Genomic DNA, 19670 nt, shown 5'->3' on the forward strand with positions numbered 1-19670 from the left:
CGTCGACCCGGCGGAATGTCGGAGTTGACAGGGTCGGCCGCGGCGTGTGTAACTGTAACCGCTCACAGGCACACCGTCGTCCCACTCCCGTCGGAGCGCCCGGTGCACCACATCCACAGCACTTTCGACAAGGAGGACGAATGCGCACATCACTCCGCAGGACCGCCATCGCGACCGCGGCCGTCGCCGCCCTGGCCCTCACCGGCTGCACTTCTTCCGGAGACTCCGGCGAGTCCGGACCCGTAGAACTGAACTACTGGGCCTGGGCCCCGAACCTCGAGCAGGTCGTCGACATCTGGAACGCCGACAACCCGGACATCCAGGTCACGGTGAACCGGCAGGACGGCGGCGACCCCGCCATCACCAAGCTGCTCACCGCGATCAACGCGGGCAGCGGCGCCCCGGATCTCATCCAGGCCGAGTACCAGAAGATCCCGACCCTCGTCGCCTCCGACGCCCTCGCCGACCTCTCGGACACCGTCTCCGGCGACCTCGCCGGCGAGTACTCCGACGGCGTCTGGGACTCGGTGACCCTCGGCGGCGACGCGGTCTACGCGATCCCGCAGGACTCGGGCCCGATGATGGCCTACTACCGCACCGACATCCTCGACAGCCTCGGGCTCGCGATCCCGACGACGTGGGAGGAGTACGCCGAGGTGGCGCGTGCCGTCCACGCCGCCGACCCGACGAAGTACCTCGGCACCTTCTCGGCGAACGACGCCGGCTGGTTCACGGGCCTCGCGCAGCAGGCCGGCGCCTCCTGGTGGTCGATCGACGACCAGAGCTGGGGCGTCGACATCGACGCCGGCCCGACCGAGACGGTCGCGGACTACTGGGGCGGCCTCGTCGAGGAGGGCGCCATCGACAACAAGCCGATGTACACGCCCGAGTGGAACGCCGGTCTGAACGACGGCTCGCAGGTCGGCTGGATCAGCTCGGTCTGGGCCCCCGGAGTCCTGGGCGGCAACGCTCCCGACACCGCCGGCCTCTGGACCGCGGCGACCCTGCCGCAGTGGGACGCCTCCTCGCCCTCGAACGGCAACTGGGGCGGCTCGAGCACGGCCGTCACCACGCAGTCCGAGCACGTCGACGCCGCCGTCGAGTTCGCGACGTGGCTGAACAGCGACCCCGAGGCCGTCGCCGCACTGGCCGACATCTCGGGCGTCTACCCCGCGGCGACCACCGCCGCGGCCGACGCGCTGACGAGCTCTCCCGAGTTCTTCAGCCAGCAGAGCGACTTCTACGACGTGGCAGCGGAGGCGGCCGACACGGTCTCGTCCTTCACCTACGGACCGAACGTCAACGTCGCCTTCAGCGCCTACAACGACGAGTTCGCCAAGGCCGCCGACGCGAGGACCCAGCAGGCCTTCGTCGACGCCGTCGCAGCGATGCAGTCGATCACCGAGGACGACCTGGTCTCCAGCGGCTTCTCGGTCAAGTAGCGGCGACGGAGGCGGGGCTCACGGCCCCGCCTCCGTCCCGGTGCACCACCAGCACTCCCTCCACAGCAGGACGAAGGATCCCGATGACCGCTCCCACGATCACGCGCGGCGCCGACGGCGCGGCGCCCCCGCGCCGCCAGGGCAGGGCCCGCCGCTCCGGCCGCTCCGGCTGGCGCGCACGGGTCGGCGTCCCCTACGCGATGCTCGCCCCCGGCATCGTGCTCTTCGTCGCCTTCATGGCGGCGCCGATCCTCTACACGCTGTTCCTCAGCTTCCAGAAGACGCAGGTCACCGGACTCGGACTCGGCTCCGGTGCGCAGCAGCAGGTCTTCGCCGGCATCGAGAACTACGCGGCGTCGCTCTCGGATCCCGAGTTCGCCGCGAGCGTGGGTCGCGTCCTGCTCTACGGCCTGATCCTGATCCCGACGATGCTGGGTCTCGCCCTGCTCTTCGCGCTCCTGCTCGACTCCCAGCGCACCCGCGCCGTCGGCTTCTCGCGGATCTCGATCTTCCTGCCCTACGCGGTCCCCGCCGTGATCAGCTCGCTGCTGTGGGGGTTCCTCTACCTCCCCGCGGTCAGCCCGTTCTACTACGTCTTCGAGCAGCTGGGCTGGGACGCCCCGAGCCTGCTCTCCTCCGGTGCGGTCGTCTTCGGCATCGCGAACATCGCGCTCTGGGGCGGCGTCGGCTTCAACATGATCGTCATCTACACGTCGCTCAAGGCCGTGCCGAGCGACATCTACGAGGCCGCGCGGATCGACGGGGCGAGCGAGGTCCAGATCGCACTGCGGATCAAGATCCCGATCCTGGCGCCCGCGCTGGTGATGACGGCGCTGTTCTCGATGGTCGCGACGCTCCAGGTGTTCGCCGAGCCGACGACCCTCCGCCCGCTCACGAACAGCCTCTCGACCAGCTGGTCCCCGCTGATGCTCGTCTACCGTGACGCCTTCATCCGCGACGACATCTACTCCGCCGCGGCGACCTCCGTCGTGATCGCCCTGGCCACCTTCATCATCTCCTTCCTCTTCCTCCGGGTCGTGCAGAAGCGAGCCTTCGGACAGGAGGACTGATCCATGACCACCGTCGCATCACGCCCGCTCACCGACGCACCGTCGTCGCGCTCGCCGCGCTCCCGCCGCTCCCCGGTCTTCGGTCGGGAGAGGCCGAGCGCGATCTCGACCGGGATCCTCCTCGTCGGGGCGATCTACTGCCTCTTCCCCGTCTTCTGGGTGCTGATGGCGTCCACGAAGGACGGCGGCGAGCTCTTCTCGACCTTCACGCTCGCGCCGAGCTCGCACCTGATCGACAACATCGTCGCTCTGAGCTCCTACCGCGACGGGCTCTTCTGGCGCTGGATGCTGAACACCGCGCTCTATGCGGGGCTCGGCGCGATCGCCTCCACCTGGATCTCGGCGCTCTCGGGCTACGTGCTCGCGAAGTTCGAGTTCCCGGGCAAGAAGGTCGTCTTCAACGTGCTCCTGATGGGCGTGCTCGTGCCGGGCGTGATCCTCGCGATCCCGCAGTACTTCCTGCTCGCCAACGTGGGCCTCACGAACACCTTCTGGGGTGTGCTCCTGCCGCAGATCATCAGCCCCTACGGCATCTACCTCGCCCGGATCTACTCCGCGGCGGCGGTGCCGACCGACGTGATCGAGGCGGCCCGCACCGAGGGCGCAGGAGAGATGTACATCTTCACGCGCATCGCCACGCCGATGCTCCTGCCCGGCCTGGTCACGATCTTCCTGTTCCAGTTCGTGGCGATCTGGAACAACTTCATGCTGCCGTACATCATGCTCGGCAACGACCAGCTGTTCCCGCTGACGGTGGGACTGAACGGACTCCTCAACCAGGGGGCGTCGGCACCGTCGCTCTACACCCTCGTCATCACCGGGGCGCTGCTCTCGGTGATCCCGCTCGTCGCCATCTTCCTGGTGCTGCAGCGGTTCTGGAAGGTCGACCTCGCCGCCGGCGCGGTGAAGGCGTGACGCCCGCAGGCCTCCTCCGGGCCGCGCGATCGCGCCCTAAGCTGGCCGGGTGACCACCGCCTCCGGCCGCCAGCGACCGACGATCGAGCACGTCGCATCGGAGGCGGGCGTCTCGCGCGGCACGGTCTCCCGGGTGCTCAACGGAGGCAAGTGGGTGAGCCCCGACGCGAAGCTCGCCGTCGAGGCCGCCATCAAGAAGACGGGCTACCGCGTGAACCCCCACGCGCGCAGCCTCGCGACGAACCGCACCGACTCCGTCGCCTTCCTCCTGACCGAGGAGCACCAGCTGCTGTTCGAGGATCCGAACTTCTCGACGCTGCTCACCGGTGCGGCGGCGGCGCTCGCCGAGCGGGCCGTCTCGCTCGTGCTGATCATGGCCGGCAGCACTGCGGAGCAGAAGCGCGCCCTGGCCTATCTCGGCGCGGGTCACGTCGACGGCGTGCTGCTCGTCTCGGCGCACGGGGGCCAGGGTCTGCTGCGCGAGATCCAGGACCTCGCGGTGCCCGCGATCGCCTGCGGGATCCCGCTGGGGTACGAGAAGCGGATGGGCTACGTGGCCGCGGACGACGAGGAGGGGGCCCACGAGATGGTCGCCTTCCTCCGCTCGAAAGGACGCAGCCGGATCGCGACCATCGCGGGCCCGCCCGACACCCCGGGCGGGATCACGCGGCTCGCCGGCTACCGGCGCGAGCTCGGCGACGACTTCGATCCGACGCTGGTGCGCTACGGCGACTACAGCCGGGCGAGCGGCGACGCGGCCATGACCGCTCTGCTCGAGGGCCGCCCCGACCTGGACGCGGTGTTCGCGGCGAACGACCGGATGGCCGCCGGGGCGATCGATGCGCTGTGTCGCTCCGGTCGCCGGGTGCCGGAGGACGTCGCGGTCGGCGGCTTCGACGACTCGAGCGTCGCGCTCTCGACCGACCCGCAGCTGACGACGATGCGCCAGCCGTTCGACCGCATCAGCGCCGAGATGGTCAGGCTGCTCCTGCAGAGCATCGCGGGGGAGAAGCCGGCCGCGATCATCCTGCCCACAGAACTGATCGAGCGCGCGTCCGCCTGAGGGGACGCGCGCTCGCAAGGTGAGGGGCGCGGGCCTAGGAGGCGCGCATCAGCTCCGCCTCCTGGGCGAGGCGGTAGGTGACGAACGAGCGGCTGTAGTTGCGGCGCTTCCCGCCGGTGGTCTCGGCGATCACGACCTGCGCGTACACGCCGACGACGCTCCAGCGCTCGTAGTCGCCGATCGCACCGGTTCCGAAGTTCGCCCCGAGGGCGACGGGTGCGGGGGTGTAGCTCTTCATGTCGGCTCCTTCGAAAGGCGGACGGCACTGGGCGCTGAGCGCCCGCCGAGGGGCGTTCCGCGCCGGCCAGGGATCGGATCTCGCCTCCGATCAGGAGGAACGGGTCCGAAGTCCGTGCCGGGACCGACGTCCCCTGTCACCAAAATTACGGCACGCCCCCCGTTCGGCCGTCCCCTCGCCGAGGGGCGCTGGCGGGGAGAGAATTTCGGGTGTCGACCCGATGCGCCTACTCCCAGCCGCAGTAGTCGGAGGCGATGTAGTCGTAGAGTGCGCCGCGCACGCCGTCGTCGACACCGATCGACACGACTCCCGTGGCGCCGCCCTCGACGGCCACCGCGATCGGCAGGAAGGTGCCGCGCTTGTCCTCCGAGACCGTGTGGGTGTTGCAGTTGTTCGGGACGATGGGCAGGTCGAGGGTCAGCGGAGGCGACCCGGAGTCCAGACGCACGCCGACCGGCCACGTGCCGGCTCCCGACGCCGGACGGAGCAGGATCGTCCGGGCGATGCCGTCGATCGTCACCGCACCCGGGGCGCCGGTCGGGGTGACGACGACGCGGAGGTGCGCGACGGCCGTCCCGTCCTCGTCGACCACGCTGATCGCGTCGGCCGGTGCGATCTCGACGACTCCCGCCACGGCCTCCGCCAGGCAGTCCTCGCCGTGGATCCGGTCGATGCTGTCGAACGGGTCGTCCGGCGTCACCGTCGCGGTGCCCGAGACGTCGCCCCGGGTGAACGCGAGTCGCACCGCGGCTCCGGGATCGGCGGCACCGCAGTCCGCACCTGCGAGTTGGAGCCGCAGGGCGGTCGTGGTCCCGGGGCGGATCGTCACCGGCTCGCTCGTCCAGGACGGCTCCGCGAACGCGGGCGAGTCGAGACGGACCTCCCAGAGGTCCAGTGGAGTCGCGGCGGCGTTGTCGACGAGCACCTCGATCCGCCGGGGACCGTAGTCGTCGCGGTTCTGGCGGATGCTCACGCTCACCCCGGCCGGCAGTTGCGTCGCGAGCTCGGGGGCGCATCCGGTGAGGGTCGTCGCGAGCACGGCGAGGGCGACCGCGGCGAGGCGTCGGCGCATCCGGCCCCTCCCTCGGAGCAGAGGGGCCCGCCGCCGCCGGGAGGCGGACGACGGGCCCCTGGAACGTCCGGCGGACTCAGCCGCCGACGGTGGGGGTGCTCGTGGTGACCTCGTTGGTCGTCGCGAGCGTGCCCAGGTAGAGCTCGATCACCTTGGGATCGTTCATCAGCTCGCGACCCGCGCCCTCGTAGGCGTCGCGGCCCTGGTCGAGCACGTAGCCGCGGTCGCAGATCTGCAGCGCCCGGCGGGCGTTCTGCTCGACGATCATGATCGAGACTCCCGCCCGGTTGATCCGCTGGACGTTGACGAAGGTCTCGTCCTGGCGCATCGGCGAGAGGCCGGCGCTCGGCTCGTCGAGCAGGAGCATCGACGGATCCATCATCAGGGCGCGCGACATCGCGACCATCTGGCGCTCGCCTCCCGAGAGCGAGCCCGAGCGCTGCTTGAGGCGCTTGGACAGCTCCGGGAACAGCTCCGTCACGAACTCGAGCCGCTCGCGGTACGTCTTCGGCTTCTGGTACACGCCCATCTCGAGGTTCTCCTCGATGGTGAGCGACGGGAAGACGTTGTTGTTCTGCGGGACGAAGCCGACGCCCTTCGACACGAGCTTGTCGGCCTTCTGCCCTGTGATGTCCTCGCCGTTCAGGATGACCGTGCCCTGGCGGATGTTCACGAGCCCGAACATCGCCTTCAGCAGGGTCGACTTCCCCGCGCCGTTGGGCCCGATGATGCCGACGAGCTCGCCCCGCTTCACGTAGACGTTCGAGCCGTTCAGGATGTTGACCCCCGGCACGTACCCCGCGTGGAGGTCGTGCGTCTCGAGCGTGTTCGGCGTCGTCGCGTCCGGGGTCATTTCTCGTCCTTCTCGAATTCGACGGCGGGCACGTCTGTCGTGGGAGCGATGCTCGTCGGTGCGGCCTCTGCAGGAGGCGCCGGCATGGCGGCGTGCGAGCCGGTCGGAGCGGGATGCCCCGGCGCGGCGATCCCCGCCTCCTGCGCCTCCCGCTCGATGCCCTCGCGCACGAGGTCCGACTCCATCTCCTCGGCGATCTCGAGCTGGCCCTCGACCGTTCCGAGGTCGGTGTCGTGGTGGGCGCCCAGGTAGGCGTCGATGACCGCCTGGTCGTTCATGACCGTGGAGGGGGGCCCCTCGGCCACGACCTTGCCCTCGGCCATCACGATCACCCAGTCGGCGATGGTGTTGACCATGTGCATGTCGTGCTCGACGAAGAGCACGGTCATGCCCTCGTCCTTCAGGTTGACGATGTGGCCGAGCAGCGACTGCGTCAGGGCGGGGTTGACCCCGGCCATCGGCTCGTCGAGCATCACCAGCTCGGGGTCCGACATCAGCGCGCGGGCCATCTCGAGGAGCTTCTTCTGGCCACCCGAGAGGCTCGACGCGTAGTCGTCCTTCTTGGTGTCGAGCTTGAACTTCTCGAGCAGGCTGATCGCGCGCGCCTCGATCGTTCCCTCCTCCTTCGACCACAGCGGGCGGATGAGCGAGGTGAAGATGTTCTCGCCCTTCTGACCCTTCGCGCCGAGGAGCATGTTCTCGAGGACCGTCATGCCGCCGAGCGCCTTGGTGAGCTGGAAGGTGCGCACCATGCCCATCCGCGAGACCTTGTAGGCGGGGACGTTCGCGAGGTTCTTGCCCTTGAAGTTCCAGCGACCCGTGTTGGGCTTGTCGAAGCCCGTCAGCAGGTTGAAGAACGTGGTCTTGCCGGCGCCGTTGGGGCCGATCAGGGCGGTGATGGAGCCGCGGGGGATCTCGACGTGCGCGACGTCGACCGCGGTGAGTCCGCCGAACCGGCGGCTCACGCCGTCGGCGACGACGATGGGGTCCTTCTTCTTGACCCCGGGGACGATGTCTTCCTCGGTGATGTCCGAGACCGGTGTTTTAGGCAAAGTGGAGGTCCTTCTTCTTGCCGAAGATCCCCTGTGGTCGGAAGATCACCAGGAGCATGAGGGCGATCCCCACGACGATGAACCGGATGGGTCCGGTCTGCACGGTCGTGAGGCGGATGAGGTCGTTGTCGAGGACCCCGGAGTCGATCCCCAGAGTGAGGAGACCGTCGGTCAGGCCGAGGGTCACCCAGAAGATGATCGAGCCGGCGACCGGCCCGAACACGGTCGCGGCGCCTCCCAGCAGCATGATCGTGTAGAGGAAGAACGTGAGCTGGGTGCCGTAGTTGTCGGGCTGCAGCGAGCGGGGCAGGATGAACAGCGCTCCTGCGAGGCCTCCCAGCACGCCTCCGAGGACCAGGGCCTGGATCTTGTACGAGAAGACGTTCTTGCCGAGCGAGCGCACGGCGTCCTCGTCCTCGCGGATGCCCTTGATGACGCGGCCCCAGGGGCTGCGCATCAGGAGGAACACCAGGAGGCAGGCGAGGCCGACGAGGCCCCAGCCGACGATCCGCACCCACCACTGGTCCTGGCTGTAGGTGAGGATCCCGATGCCCCAGCGCCCCTCGGGGAGCGGGTTCAGGTCGTTGAAGGCGCGCGCTGCGCCGTTGATGCCCTCCGAGCCTCCGGTCACGTCGGAGAACTCGGGGGTCTTCACGGAGAGCCTGATGATCTCGGCCGCCGCGATGGTCACGATCGACAGGTAGTCGGCGCGCAACCGCAGGGTCGGGATGCCCAGGATCAGGGCGAACACGGTCGCCGCGACGATCGTCGCGAGGAGGGAGCCCCAGACGGGCCACTCGTACTTGACCGAGGTGATGGCGAAGGCGTAGCCGCCCACCGCCATGAAGCCGGCCTGTCCGAAGTTGAGGAGGCCGGTGAATCCGAAGTGGATGACCAGGCCGATCGTCGCCAGGGCGTACGCGGCGACGGTGGGATCGACGATCTGCCCGATCGCCAGCCAGATGAAGTTGAAGTTCATGGTGTCCTAGCCGATCCGTTCCTTGCGGCCCAGGATTCCCTGCGGCCTGACCAGGAGGATGATGATCATCAGGATGAGCGGAGCCACGTACTTCAGGTTCTCCGGGATCCAGATCGTCGAGATGTTCATCATGAGTCCGATGATGAGCGAGCCGACCAGCGCGCCGTAGGCGGAGCCGAGGCCGCCGAGTGTGATCGCCGCGAAGATCAGCAGCAGGATCGACGCCCCGGTGTCCCAGCGCAGCGACTGGTAGTAGCCGATGTAGACGCCGGCGAGGGCGGCGAGGGCGCCCGAGAGCACCCAGACCACGCGGATGACGCGCTCGACGTTGATGCCGGAGGCGGAGGCCAGTGCCCGGTTGTCGGAGACGGCGCGCATCGCCTTGCCGATCTTCGTCTTGGTCAGCACCAGGGCGACTCCGACGATGCAGATGATGCCGATGATCGCGCCGACGATGTCGGTGAACTTCAGGCTGATCCCGAGGGCCTCGACCGTGAAGAACGGCGCGGTGCTGTTGGGCAGCGACAGGCGGTCGGCACCGAAGAAGAAGACGTAGACGTAGCGCAGGGCGAGCGACAGGCCGATCGTCACGATCATCAGCGGGATGAGCTGGATGCCCTTCTTCCGCAGCGGCTTCCAGAGCAGGCCGTCCTGCACGAAGCCAAAGGCTCCTCCGAGGATCACCGCGATCGGGATCGCGACGAGCGCCGGCAGCCCGAAGACGCCCGAGAAGAGGTACGCCATCAGCGCGCCGAACGTCACGAGCTCGCCGTGCGCGAAGTTGTTCAGCCCGGTCACGCCGTAGATCAGCGATGCGCCGATCGCCGCGAGGGCGATCAGGAGCCCGAAGATCAGACCGGTCACTACCTTGGGCCAGAAGGTGATCCAGAAGGTGTCCGGCGAGACGGGCGGCGTCGTGACGCTCGAGGTGCCGTCGGGGTTCGTCGCCTCGTTGCCGGTGGTCCCGGAGGTCGCGGCGTTGCTCGGGGTGTCCGACGGCTCCGGAGCGGTGGCTCCCGCGCCCTTCGCGTTGTCGGTCGAGACGATGAAGTTCATGATCTGGTTCTGGGAGGCGACGATCGTCACCTCCTTGGGGTTCTGCCCGGGAGCGGGGTAGCCCTTGTCGGCCGGGAGGGTGTCCTCGTCGACCGTGACCGTGAAGGTGCCCGGCTCGTCGAGGGGGAACACGGCGCGGCCGTCGTCGCCGGTGGTCACGGTCGCCGTGGCGTCGCCCTCGATCGCGACGCTCACCCCTGCGAGGTTCTCGTTCGTGCCCTGCACGCGGACCCAGGCGATGATCGACTGCTCGGCGGCGGTCGCAGCGAGGGCGGCGGGAGCTGCGGCGGCGATGCCGGTCAGCGTCGCGGCGAGCAGCCCCAGGGCGAGCAGCCGGTCGCGGAGGGGGCCGAACCTCGGTCGTGTCCTATCCACGGGGCGCCTCCCGGTCCGTCGGATGCAGGGTCGTCGCGCGCTTGCGGCGCGTCGAACGGCTGGCTGTGAGCAAGACGTCTACCTCTCGTCAGGGTGCACAGACGGATGGGGTCTCCGGGCAAGCCGAATCGCCGTCGTCAAACAACGTTGGTTGACCATACGTTCCGCATGTGTCGGCGGTGTTTCCCCGTCGGCACGTATGCGTGACGACATTATGCGGGCCCGAGAGCGCTCCAGCGCGCCGGAACCGCACGGCTTGCGCTCCGCGCCGATCCGACCACGGAATAGTCCACCCCCTCCGGCGCTTAAGATTGAGCATCCGGGCCACTCGGGACCGGATGCCCTCCCTCCTCCTCCCGGGCACCCGCGCGCGACCTCTTAAGGGGCATTGATGGACCAGCCGGATCCCTTCGGATTCCTCGGACTCACCTACGACGACGTCATGCTCCTCCCCGGGCACACCGACGTCATCCCGAGCGAGGCCGACACGACCTCCCGGCTGACCAAGCGCATCACCGTCGCCACGCCCCTCCTGTCCGCGGCGATGGACACGGTGACCGAGGCGAGGATGGCGATCGCGATGGCGCGCCAGGGTGGCATCGGCATCCTGCACCGCAACCTCTCGATCGCCGACCAGGCCGACCAGGTCGACCGCGTGAAGCGCAGCGAATCCGGGATGGTCTCGAACCCCGTCACCACGACTCCCGACGCGACCGTCGCCCAGGTCGACGAGCTCTGCGGCCAGTACCGCATCAGCGGACTCCCCGTCGTGGACTCGACGGGCGTGCTCGTCGGCATCATCACCAACCGCGACATGCGCTTCGTCTCGCCCTTCGAGAAGGCCTCCACTCTCGTGCGCGACGTGATGACCAGCTCGGGGCTGATCACCGGACGCGTCGGCATCCCCGACAGCGAGGTCATCGCCCTCTTCGCGCAGCACAAGATCGAGAAGCTGCCGCTCGTCGACGAGCAGGGCAAGCTCGCCGGGCTCATCACCGTCAAGGACTTCGACAAGTCGGAGCAGTACCCCAACGCCACGAAGGACTCGTCCGGACGCCTGCGGGTCGGCGCGGCCATCGGCTTCTTCGGCGACGCCTGGCAGCGCGCCACGGCACTCCTCGAGGCCGGCGTCGACGTCATCGTCGTCGACACCGCCAACGGCGACTCGGCCGGCGTCCTCGACATCATCCGCCGCCTCAAGTCCGACCCGGCGTTCGCCGGAGTCGACGTCATCGGCGGGAACGTGGCCACGCGCTCCGGCGCCCAGGCCCTCATCGACGCCGGCGCCGACGCCATCAAGGTCGGAGTCGGACCGGGATCGATCTGCACCACCCGGGTCGTCGCCGGCGTCGGCGTGCCCCAGGTCACCGCCGTCTACGAGGCGTCGCTCGCCGCCCGGGAGGCCGGAGTCCCGGTCATCGCCGACGGAGGCCTCCAGTACTCGGGCGACATCGCCAAGGCGCTGGTCGCCGGAGCCGACACGGTCATGCTCGGCTCCCTCCTCGCCGGATGCGAGGAGAGCCCCGGCGACCTCGTCTTCCAGAACGGCAAGCAGTTCAAGAACTACCGCGGCATGGGCTCCCTCGGCGCCCTGCAGACCCGCGGCGAGCGCACCTCCTACTCGAAGGACCGCTACTTCCAGTCGGACGTGCCCACCGACGACAAGCTCATCGCCGAGGGCATCGAGGGACAGGTCCCCTACCGCGGACCGCTCGCCAACGTGGCGTACCAGCTCGCGGGCGGGCTGCGGCAGTCGATGTTCTACGTCGGAGCGCGGACGATCTCGGAGCTGAAGGAGCGCGGCAGGTTCGTGCGGATCACGGCGGCGGGGTTGAAGGAGTCGCATCCGCATGATGTGCAGATGGTGGTGGAGGCGCCGAACTATCGGCGCTGAGGTTCGACTCTGGGGAGGGGTGGGCGGCGGGTTGTGATGGTGGCTTCTCGTCTGGTGAGGGGCCGGCGGCGGATCGCGATGGCGGCCCCTCTGCCCGATGGGCCTTCGGCCCATACGCCCACCACACCGGAGGGGCCGCCATCGCGATCCGCCGCCTCTCTCGGCAGCACAGCGAGGTCCTGAAGGCCGAGCGACGCAGCGCGAGCGAGGCGGAGCCTCGCCGCGACTGCGCCGGCTTGGGCAGCGCGAGCGGGCGGAGCCCGCCGCGACTGCGCCATCGCTTGCGCGCGGTGTTCGGGAGGAGCGGCTCCGAGGGGGAGCGCCGAACCGGTGATCCGCGTTCCAGCGGATCGGCGTGGCGCGGACGGGGGACGCTCTGCGGGACGTGACCATCTGTGGGAGCCGACTGCGGCCGTGCAACGAGCGCAGCGAGGCGCGCGGCCGGTCAGCACCGCAGCGGCGTGGCGCGGACGGTGGACGCTCTGAGGGACGCGACCACCTCGTCGGCCGACCGCGGGTGAGCGACGAGCGGAGCGAGGAGCGAGCCTCAAGTAAACTCGGCCCCATGGAGATCGAGATCGGGCGCGCCAAGCGCGCCCGCCGCGCGTACGCCTTCGACGACATCGCGGTCGTCCCGAGTCGCAGGACGCGTGACCCCGAGGTGGTGTCGGTCAAGTGGGCGATCGACGCGTACCAGTTCACGACTCCGATCCTCGCGGCGCCGATGGACTCGGTCGTGTCGCCGGCGACGGCGATCACCCTGGGCCGGTTGGGCGCACTGGGGGTCCTCGACCTCGAGGGGCTGTGGACGCGCTACGAGGACCCGGAGCCGCTGCTCGCCGAGATCCGGGAGCTGCCCGCCGAGCGTGCGACGCAGCGGATGCAGGAGATCTACTCCGAGTCGATCAAGCCCGAGCTGGTGACGGCGCGCCTGGCCGAGATCCGCGCGGCCGGCGTCACGGTCGCGGGGGCGCTCTCGCCGCAGCGCACCGCTGAGCTCCACCAGACGGTGGTCGACGCCGGTGTCGACGTGTTCGTCATCCGCGGGACCACCGTGTCGGCCGAGCACGTCTCGCGCGACACGGAGCCGCTGAATCTCAAGAAGTTCATCTATGAGCTCGACGTCCCCGTGATCGTCGGAGGGGCGTCGACCTACACGGCCGCACTGCACCTCATGCGCACGGGAGCGGCCGGCGTGCTCGTCGGCTTCGGCGGCGGCGCCGCGTCGACCACCAGGGCGACGCTCGGCATCCAGGCGCCGATGGCGACCGCGGTCGCCGATGTCGCCGGCGCTCGCCGCGACTACCTCGACGAGTCGGGCGGCCGCTACGTGCACGTCATCGCCGACGGCGGGCTGGGGACGTCGGGCGACATCGTGAAGGCCGTCGCCGTGGGTGCCGACGCCGTCATGCTCGGCTCCGCGCTCGCGCGGGCGACCGATGCGCCGGGCGGCGGCTGGCACTGGGGCCAGGAGGCTCACCACCAGCAGCTCCCGCGTGGCCGCCGGGTGCGCGTAGGCACCGTGGGCACGCTCGAGCAGGTCCTCTACGGCCCGGCGACCGACGCCGACGGCACGGCCAACCTCATCGGGGCGCTGCGCCGCTCGATGGCGACGACGGGCTACTCCGATCTCAAGGAGTTCCAGCGCGTCGAGGTCGTCGTCGCGCCGTACCAGCCCAGCTGACGCGTCACTCGAGGCGTCCTTCAACGGTCGAGGCGTCCCGGAGCAGCAGGCGCGGCCTCGACGTTTCGAGGACGCGTCGTCGGCGACGACTCCTGCGCGGGCCAGCAGGGGCGTCCAGGAGGAGCAGGTCGTCCGACCGCAGCGGGACGCCTCGCTGCTTCTCTGGCGGCGAACGGCCGCGAGGGGGCAGGGAGGCGGCCCTAAACTGAGAGGGTCCCCGAGGTAGGAGCGCCGTTCGGCGCGGATGGAGCACGCATGGTCGAGGTCCGCAGGGTCAAGCTGCCCGGAGTGGGCGTCCTGCACACGTTCCTGACCGCGGACGGCGGGAAGGTGGGCGTGATCGCCCACCGCTCGGGTCACAGCGACCTGATCACGTTCGCCGAGGGCGACCAGGACGGCGCCAAGGTCTCCCTCCGACTCAGCGACGACGAGGCGCACACGCTCGCCGAGCTGCTCGGCGGCACCCAGATCACGGAGTCGCTCACCGCTCTCGACCAGATCCCCGGCCTCTCGATCGACTGGTTCACGGTCGACTACGACGACCACATCGCCGGGCAGCAGCTCGGCAAGCCGGCCGACCGCGGCATCGTCGGCCTGACGGTCGTCGCCGTCGTGCGCGGCGACGCGGCCAACCCGGCACCGGCGCCCGACTTCCGCGTGTTCCCGGGTGACACCCTCGTGGTCGCGGGGAGCCCCGAGAAGGTCGCCAAGGCGTTCGCCTTCTTCCGCTCCGGCGTCTTCGCCAAGGCACCCGAGACGCCGCCCGGAGTCTGAGGATGCACCACGGCGAAGACCTCATCGTCCTCGGCATCCTGTTCGTCATCGCCTATGTGCTCGGCCGCCTGGGTCGCACGATCGGACTCCCGGCGATCCCGATCTACATGGTGGTCGGGCTGCTCGCGAGCCCGAACTTCGAGTGGTTCCCGCTCGCGTTCGAATCGAGCTACATCGAGCTGACGGCCGTCTTCGGCCTGATCCTGCTGCTGTTCAACCTGGGGCTCGAGTTCGACCAGGACGAGTTCTTCGGCAACGCGGGCAGGCTGATCCTCTCCGGAGGCTCCTACATCGCCGTCAACATGGCGGTCGGCCTGGGGTTCGGCTTCCTGCTGGGCTGGGGGAGCCGGGAGGCGCTGATCATCGCGGGCATCACCGCGACGAGTTCGAGCGCGATCGTCACCAAGCTGCTCATCGAGCTCAAGCGCCTCGCCAACCCGGAGACGCCGATGATCCTGGGCGTCACGGTCGTCGAGGACATCTTCATCGCCGTCTACCTCGCCATCGTCTCGGTGGTGCTGTCCGGCGAGACCGAGCCGTGGCCGGTGATCCTGAAGCTGCTCGTCGCGTTCGCGTTCCTCGTCGTGATGTTCGCCGTCGCGCGCTGGGGTGGGCGGTTCGTCTCGCGGCTCTTCCGCACGCGCGACGACGAGCTGTTCACGATCCTCTTCTTCGGGCTCGCGATCCTCTTCGGCGGGATCGGCGAGATCCTCGGAGTGACCGACGCGATCGGGGCCTTCCTCATCGGGCTGGTCATCGGGGCGACGCGCTACCGGGCGCGGGTCGAGCAGATCGCCATTCCCCTCCGCGACGTGTTCGGCGCCTTCTTCTTCGTCAACTTCGGCCTCGGGCTCGACCCGAGCGCCTTCCCGGACGTCGTCGTCCCGGTGCTCGTGGCCGCCGTCATGACCATCGTGCTCAACCTCGGAGCGGGGCAGTTCGTCGCCTGGCTCAACAAGCTCGGCCCGCGGGCGGGTCTCAACGCGGCCTTCATCCTGCACAACCGCGGCGAGTTCGCCCTGATCCTCGCGACGCTGTCGCTCTCGGCCGGGCTGGACGAGCGGATCCAGCCCTTCGCGGGTCTCTACGTCCTGGTGATGGCGATCGTCGGCCCGATCCTCGCGTCGCGGTCCGAGAGCATCGGGCAGTTCCTCTCGCGACGGCGCCGCCGACCGGCGCCGGCCGGCCGCGAGGCGATGGCGGACGAGGACTTCGCGCTCGTCGAGGCCGCGATGTCGGGTGCGGGCCCGGAGGAGTCGCCCGCGCAGACCGGCAGCACTCCCGTCCCCGCCCGCCCGATCGAGCGCGACGAGCTCGACGACGAGTTCCCGGATCCGATGCGGCAGGCGCTGATCGACCAGGCAATGCAGCAGTCCGACGGGGTCGACGGCGACCGGCCGCGGCGCCCTCGCGAGCCCGACTACTGATCCCCGGGAGCTCCCACACTCACGGGCTAGGCTTCCTCGGGTCCGTCGCCCGGCGCGCGGACTCGGCACGAGCGAGGGACGAATGACGCAGAGCACGGTCTGGCAGATCGCCAGGAGACCGCGGTGGATCGGCGCCCTCGTGCTCGCCCTGGTCGTCGCCGGTCTCTTCGCCGCGCTCGGTCAGTGGCAGATCGGGCGCGCGGTCGATGCCGCCGCACCCGACAGCGGCGTCTCCGAGACGGTGCTGCCGCTCGACGACGTCGCCGCCCCCTCGCGGCCGATCGCGGCCACCGCCGACGGGCAGCGCGTGGAGGTCGACTCGGTGATCGTCCCCGGCGGAGCAGAGATCCTCGGCGGCCGCCTGAACGGGGGCGAGGCGGGCTGGTGGGTGATCGCGCGGACGCGTGCCGCCTCCGCCGACCTCGTCGTCGCCTACGGCTGGACCCGGGACGAGGGGCAGGCGCAGCGCGTCGCCGACCGGCTGAACACGGGCGCCGAAGCGGTTCCGACCGCCGTCACGGGTCGCCTCGTCGCGAACGAGGCGGCCGAGGCGCCAGAGGCGGGCGTGGATCCGATGACGCTCACCGCGCTCTCGATCCCCGCCCTGATCAACCGCTGGCCCGACCCTCCCGAGGACGTCTACCAGGGCTACGTCGTCGTCGACGAGCCGGTGGACGGCCTCGAGGCGATCGACTCGCCCGCCCGGCAGAGCGACGCGTCGCTGAACTGGCTGAACGTCTTCTACGCGATCGAGTGGGTCGTGTTCGCGGGGTTCGCGCTCTACCTCTGGTACCGACTCGTCCGCGACGCCTGGGAGCGCGAAGCCGAGGAGGCGCTCGAGGCGGAGGAGCTCGCCCGCGCCGCCGCTCCGTCCCGCGCACCGTAAACTGGTCGTCATGCCCCTCGAGCCCAAGCCCGCGCAGTTCCCTGCGATCCGGAGCGCTCTGCGCTTCTACCGGGTGACCTCGATCATCACCGGCGTGATGCTCCTCCTGCTCTGCGCGGAGATGCTGCTGAAGTACGTGTTCCACCTCGAGCTGTTCGCCTTCGGCCAGCAGGGGCTCGTGCACTTCGCCCCCATGTACGAGGTGCCCGGCGGCGAGTGGAAGTCGAGCGGGACCGGCGCGAACGTCTCGACCGGCATCCTGATCGCCCACGGCTGGTTCTACGTCGTCTACCTGTTCTCGGACTTCCGGCTCTGGAGCCTGATGCGCTGGCCCTTCTCGCGGTTCATCCTGATCGCGCTCGGCGGCGTGGTGCCGACCCTCTCCTTCTTCGTCGAGACGCGCATCGCCCGCGAGGTCGAGCAGTACCTCGATCGTCGCACCGCCGGAACCGATCCCAAGACCCCGACCGACTCCGTGGAGGCCCCCCATTAGCGAGCAGCAGTCCGGCCCCGAGCACCGTGGGGCCGCCCAGCCGCACCTGGCAGCCCAGCCCGTCCTCGTCGTCGACTTCGGTGCCCAGTACGCGCAGCTGATCGCGCGGCGCGTGCGCGAGGCGAACGTCTACTCCGAGATCGTGCCCTCGAACACGACCGCCGCCGAGATCGCGGCCAAGTCTCCGGTGGGCATCATCCTCTCCGGAGGCCCTTCCAGCGTCTACGAGGAGGGGGCGCCGCAGCTCGACCCGGCCATCTTCGACCTCGGCGTGCCCGTCCTCGGCATCTGCTACGGCTTCCAGGTCATGGCCAAGACCCTCGGCGGAGAGGTCGCCAACACCGGGCTCCGCGAGTACGGCGCGACCGACGCGGCCGTCTCCTCCGACGGGGGCGTCCTGCTCGGCGACCAGCCGGCCGACCAGACGGTGTGGATGAGCCACGGCGACTCGGTCGCCAAGGCGCCGGAGGGCTTCGAGGTCCTCGCGTCGACGACCTCCACTCCGGTCGCGGCGTTCGGCAGCGACGAGCGGCGGCTCTACGGGGTGCAGTGGCACCCCGAGGTGAAGCACACCGCCTACGGGCAGGCCGTGATCGAGAACTTCCTCCACCGCGCGGCCGGCATCCCCGCGGACTGGAACTCCTCCAACGTGATCGACGACCAGGTCGCGGTCATCCGCGAGCAGGTCGGGTCGGGCCGGGTCATCTGCGGTCTCTCCGGAGGCGTCGACTCCGCCGTCGCCGCCGCCATCGTCCACCGCGCGGTCGGCGACCAGCTGACCTGCGTCTTCGTCGACCACGGCCTGCTCCGCAAGGGCGAGCGCCGCCAGGTCGAGGAGGACTACGTCGCCGCGACGGGCGTCCGCCTGGTCACCGTCGACGCGCGCGAGCAGTTCCTCGACGCGCTCGCCGGCGTCAGCGACCCGGAGCAGAAGCGCAAGATCATCGGTCGCGAGTTCATCCGCAGCTTCGAGGGCGCCGCCGAGGCGCTCGTCCTCGAGGCGAAGGGAGAGGGGGAGTCGATCGGCTTCCTCGTCCAGGGCACGCTCTACCCCGACGTGGTCGAGTCCGGCGGCGGGACCGGCACCGCCAACATCAAGTCGCACCACAACGTCGGCGGCCTCCCCGAAGACCTGCAGTTCGCGCTCGTCGAGCCGCTGCGCACACTGTTCAAGGACGAGGTGCGCGCGATCGGACGCGAGCTCGGCCTGCCGGAGGTCATCGTCGGCCGCCAGCCGTTCCCCGGACCGGGACTCGGGATCCGCATCGTGGGCGAGGTCACGCAGGAGCGGCTCGAGCTGCTCCAGGACGCCGACGCGATCGTCCGCGCCGAGCTCACCGCAGCCGGCCTCGACTCCGAGATCTGGCAGTGCCCGGTCGTGCTGCTCGCCGACGTCCGCTCGGTCGGCGTGCAGGGCGACGGACGCACCTACGGCCACCCGATCGTGCTGCGACCCGTCTCCTCCGAGGACGCGATGACCGCCGACTGGACGCGCCTGCCCTACGACCTGCTCGCCCGCATCTCCAACCGCATCACCAACGAGGTGAGCGGGGTGAACCGCGTGGTACTCGACGTGACTTCGAAGCCCCCGGGCACCATCGAGTGGGAGTGACGCGGTCCTCCGCACGGTCATCTGCGGCGTTGTCGTCGGTCGCCGTAGCTCCGCTACGCCTCCCTCCTCCGCCTTGCAGCTGACCGCACGGAGGACCGCGTCCTGCGCGAGGGTGTCGTCGGTCGACGTTGCTCCGCGGGGCCTCTTCCTTCGCCTCGTAGTTGAGCGCAGGAGTGTCGCGCTGGGCTCCGCGGCAGGGGTCGGCCTCGGTGCTGGGCCGGCGGGGTGGTGTGCGATCCGCTGGCGATGAGGGCGCGATCGGATCGCCCGTTCTGCCGCGCGGGACTCGGTGGGAGGCGGCGATCGCCTGCGGATCGCACCGGCGCCTGCGGATCGCACCAGCGCCTGCGGATCGTGCGGACGGGAAGGCCGCGCACCCGGCCGAAGCCTGCGCGCGAGGGGCGGCGACGGCTCCTAGACCGGGGTGTCCAGCACGCCGACGAAGCGGGTGCCGATGCCGTCGTACTCGTCGCGGCGGTGCGCCTCCGGGTGGTGGGGCCACTCGTCGGGGGAGTGGTCCTCGCAGACGAGGAACGTGAACTCGGGCCACCACTTCTTCGGCCGGGCGGCCTCGGAGCGGCCGCAGAGCACGCAGTCCAGCGTCACCCAGACCGGGCGCCCGCCCGTGCGGTTCTCGCGCGACTGCACCAGCCAGGCCGGCGGCTCCTGCTCGAGCGCGACCAGATCGTCCTCGGAGAGGCGAGCGGGCAGACCGTGCCTCGTCGCCATCTCGACGGGGATGTCGAGACGCTGGGAGGCCTCGCGTCGCGTGATCATCGAGCCAC

At 69.9% G+C, this 19670-nt stretch carries 18 protein-coding genes; 11 read left to right on the forward strand and 7 right to left on the reverse strand.

All coding sequences use genetic code 11. From position 1 onward, the window contains the following. Window positions 1-140 precede the first annotated feature (140 nt). From B9Y99_RS02810 to B9Y99_RS02825, 4 genes are all read left to right on the forward strand, one after another. Complete coding sequence (locus B9Y99_RS02810; protein WP_085475063.1) at window positions 141-1442, forward strand: ABC transporter substrate-binding protein; 1302 nt, start codon at window positions 141-143, stop codon at window positions 1440-1442. A gap of 83 nt (window positions 1443-1525) precedes the next feature. Continuing rightward, window positions 1526-2512, forward strand: coding sequence for a carbohydrate ABC transporter permease (locus B9Y99_RS02815; protein ID WP_085475064.1), 987 nt, complete (start codon window positions 1526-1528; stop codon window positions 2510-2512). 3 nt (window positions 2513-2515) lie between these two features. Then, window positions 2516-3427, forward strand: a complete 912-nt coding sequence (locus B9Y99_RS02820; protein ID WP_085475065.1) for a carbohydrate ABC transporter permease — start codon at window positions 2516-2518, stop codon at window positions 3425-3427. 49 nt (window positions 3428-3476) lie between these two features. Beyond that, window positions 3477-4490, forward strand: coding sequence for a LacI family DNA-binding transcriptional regulator (locus B9Y99_RS02825; RefSeq protein ID WP_085475066.1), 1014 nt, complete (start codon window positions 3477-3479; stop codon window positions 4488-4490). A gap of 34 nt (window positions 4491-4524) precedes the next feature. Here B9Y99_RS02825 and B9Y99_RS02830 read toward each other — a convergent pair whose 3' ends face one another. From B9Y99_RS02830 to B9Y99_RS02855, 6 genes are all read right to left on the reverse strand, one after another. Beyond that, window positions 4525-4728 carry a hypothetical protein gene (locus B9Y99_RS02830; RefSeq protein WP_085475067.1) on the reverse strand — a complete coding sequence of 68 codons (204 nt, stop codon included), beginning with the start codon at window positions 4726-4728 and terminating at the stop codon, window positions 4525-4527. Between the two features lie 226 nt (window positions 4729-4954). Beyond that, window positions 4955-5800 carry a hypothetical protein gene (locus B9Y99_RS02835; RefSeq protein ID WP_085475068.1) on the reverse strand — a complete coding sequence of 282 codons (846 nt, stop codon included), beginning with the start codon at window positions 5798-5800 and terminating at the stop codon, window positions 4955-4957. A gap of 76 nt (window positions 5801-5876) precedes the next feature. Next, window positions 5877-6653, reverse strand: coding sequence for an ABC transporter ATP-binding protein (locus B9Y99_RS02840; RefSeq protein WP_085475069.1), 777 nt, complete (start codon window positions 6651-6653; stop codon window positions 5877-5879). Further along, window positions 6650-7705 carry an ABC transporter ATP-binding protein gene (locus B9Y99_RS02845; protein WP_085475070.1) on the reverse strand — a complete coding sequence of 352 codons (1056 nt, stop codon included), beginning with the start codon at window positions 7703-7705 and terminating at the stop codon, window positions 6650-6652. The genes B9Y99_RS02840 and B9Y99_RS02845 overlap by 4 nt, the downstream gene beginning before the upstream one ends. Beyond that, window positions 7698-8684, reverse strand: a complete 987-nt coding sequence (locus B9Y99_RS02850) for a branched-chain amino acid ABC transporter permease (protein ID WP_085475071.1) — start codon at window positions 8682-8684, stop codon at window positions 7698-7700. The genes B9Y99_RS02845 and B9Y99_RS02850 overlap by 8 nt, the downstream gene beginning before the upstream one ends. 6 nt (window positions 8685-8690) lie before the next feature. Next, window positions 8691-10115 carry a branched-chain amino acid ABC transporter permease gene (locus B9Y99_RS02855; RefSeq protein WP_244274749.1) on the reverse strand — a complete coding sequence of 475 codons (1425 nt, stop codon included), beginning with the start codon at window positions 10113-10115 and terminating at the stop codon, window positions 8691-8693. 391 nt (window positions 10116-10506) lie between these two features. Here B9Y99_RS02855 and guaB point away from each other — a divergent pair, with 391 nt between their 5' ends. From guaB to guaA, 7 genes are all read left to right on the forward strand, one after another. After that, window positions 10507-12009, forward strand: a complete 1503-nt coding sequence (gene guaB, locus B9Y99_RS02860) for an IMP dehydrogenase (protein WP_085475072.1) — start codon at window positions 10507-10509, stop codon at window positions 12007-12009. A 565-nt stretch (window positions 12010-12574) separates the two neighbouring features. Continuing rightward, on the forward strand, window positions 12575-13693 hold the full coding sequence (locus B9Y99_RS02865; RefSeq protein ID WP_085475073.1) for a GuaB3 family IMP dehydrogenase-related protein: 1119 nt from the start codon (window positions 12575-12577) through the stop codon (window positions 13691-13693). Window positions 13694-13948: 255 nt separating this feature from the next. Continuing rightward, window positions 13949-14467, forward strand: coding sequence for a cation:proton antiporter regulatory subunit (locus tag B9Y99_RS02870; protein ID WP_085475074.1), 519 nt, complete (start codon window positions 13949-13951; stop codon window positions 14465-14467). A gap of 2 nt (window positions 14468-14469) precedes the next feature. Next, entirely contained in the window at window positions 14470-15894 is a 1425-nt protein-coding gene (locus tag B9Y99_RS02875) for a cation:proton antiporter (RefSeq protein ID WP_085475075.1), read from the forward strand. 82 nt (window positions 15895-15976) lie between these two features. Further along, entirely contained in the window at window positions 15977-16780 is an 804-nt protein-coding gene (locus B9Y99_RS02880) for an SURF1 family protein (protein WP_085475076.1), read from the forward strand. A 10-nt stretch (window positions 16781-16790) separates the two neighbouring features. After that, complete coding sequence (locus B9Y99_RS02885; RefSeq protein WP_085475077.1) at window positions 16791-17273, forward strand: DUF3817 domain-containing protein; 483 nt, start codon at window positions 16791-16793, stop codon at window positions 17271-17273. A 46-nt stretch (window positions 17274-17319) separates the two neighbouring features. Then, window positions 17320-18885, forward strand: coding sequence for a glutamine-hydrolyzing GMP synthase (gene guaA / locus B9Y99_RS02890; RefSeq protein ID WP_085475078.1), 1566 nt, complete (start codon window positions 17320-17322; stop codon window positions 18883-18885). Window positions 18886-19299: 414 nt separating this feature from the next. On the opposite strand, the gene B9Y99_RS02895 is transcribed toward guaA, so the two are convergent. Then, on the reverse strand, window positions 19300-19662 hold the full coding sequence (locus B9Y99_RS02895; protein ID WP_085475079.1) for a hypothetical protein: 363 nt from the start codon (window positions 19660-19662) through the stop codon (window positions 19300-19302). Between the last annotated feature and the right edge of the window lie 8 nt (window positions 19663-19670).

The sequence above is a fragment of the Rathayibacter oskolensis genome, assembly GCF_900177245.1.
Taxonomy (GTDB): domain Bacteria; phylum Actinomycetota; class Actinomycetes; order Actinomycetales; family Microbacteriaceae; genus Rathayibacter; species Rathayibacter oskolensis.